This window comes from Oleiphilus sp. HI0128 (assembly GCF_001635365.1).
Window position 1 is genome coordinate 1 of the sequence record NZ_LWGG01000456.1, and the last position, 472, is coordinate 472.

The following is a 472-nucleotide window of genomic DNA, read 5'->3' on the forward strand; positions in this document are numbered from 1 at the left end:
ACACAATTTTGTCACTAGACCACACAATGTTGACGTTAACGTCAACGTAAGTATATCATGATAGCTAAAGTAAATTGGCCAAAAAGGGTTGATAGAATGAGCCAACAATTCAGCATTAGCGAACTGTCTCGCGAGTTCGATGTCACCACCAGAACCATACGCTTTTATGAAGCAGAGGGACTTCTGCACCCTACCCGAAAGGGACAAACGCGAATTTATTCAGATGCCGACAGAGTCACACTAAAACTGATTATTCGAGGCAAACGCCTTGGTTTATCGCTTGCCGAGTCAAAAGAACTCATTCAGTTGTACGACCCAAGTGGTGCAAACCAAGTTCAATTACGACGCCTGCTCGATAAAATTAATGAGCGCAGACAAGTCTTAAAGCAACAGGTTGAAGATATTCGTGTTATGCAGCTCGAACTTGATGAAGCCGAGTCTCGGTGCATAGACGCGATAAATAAACAAAAGA

The 472-nt window shown here is 43.0% G+C and carries 1 protein-coding gene; it reads left to right on the forward strand.

Features of this window, described 5'->3' with window-relative positions:
• Positions 1 to 96: 96 nt before the first annotated feature.
• The coding region (locus A3763_RS05605; protein ID WP_068759936.1) for a MerR family DNA-binding transcriptional regulator at positions 97 to 472 on the forward strand (376 nt) is incomplete at its 3' end.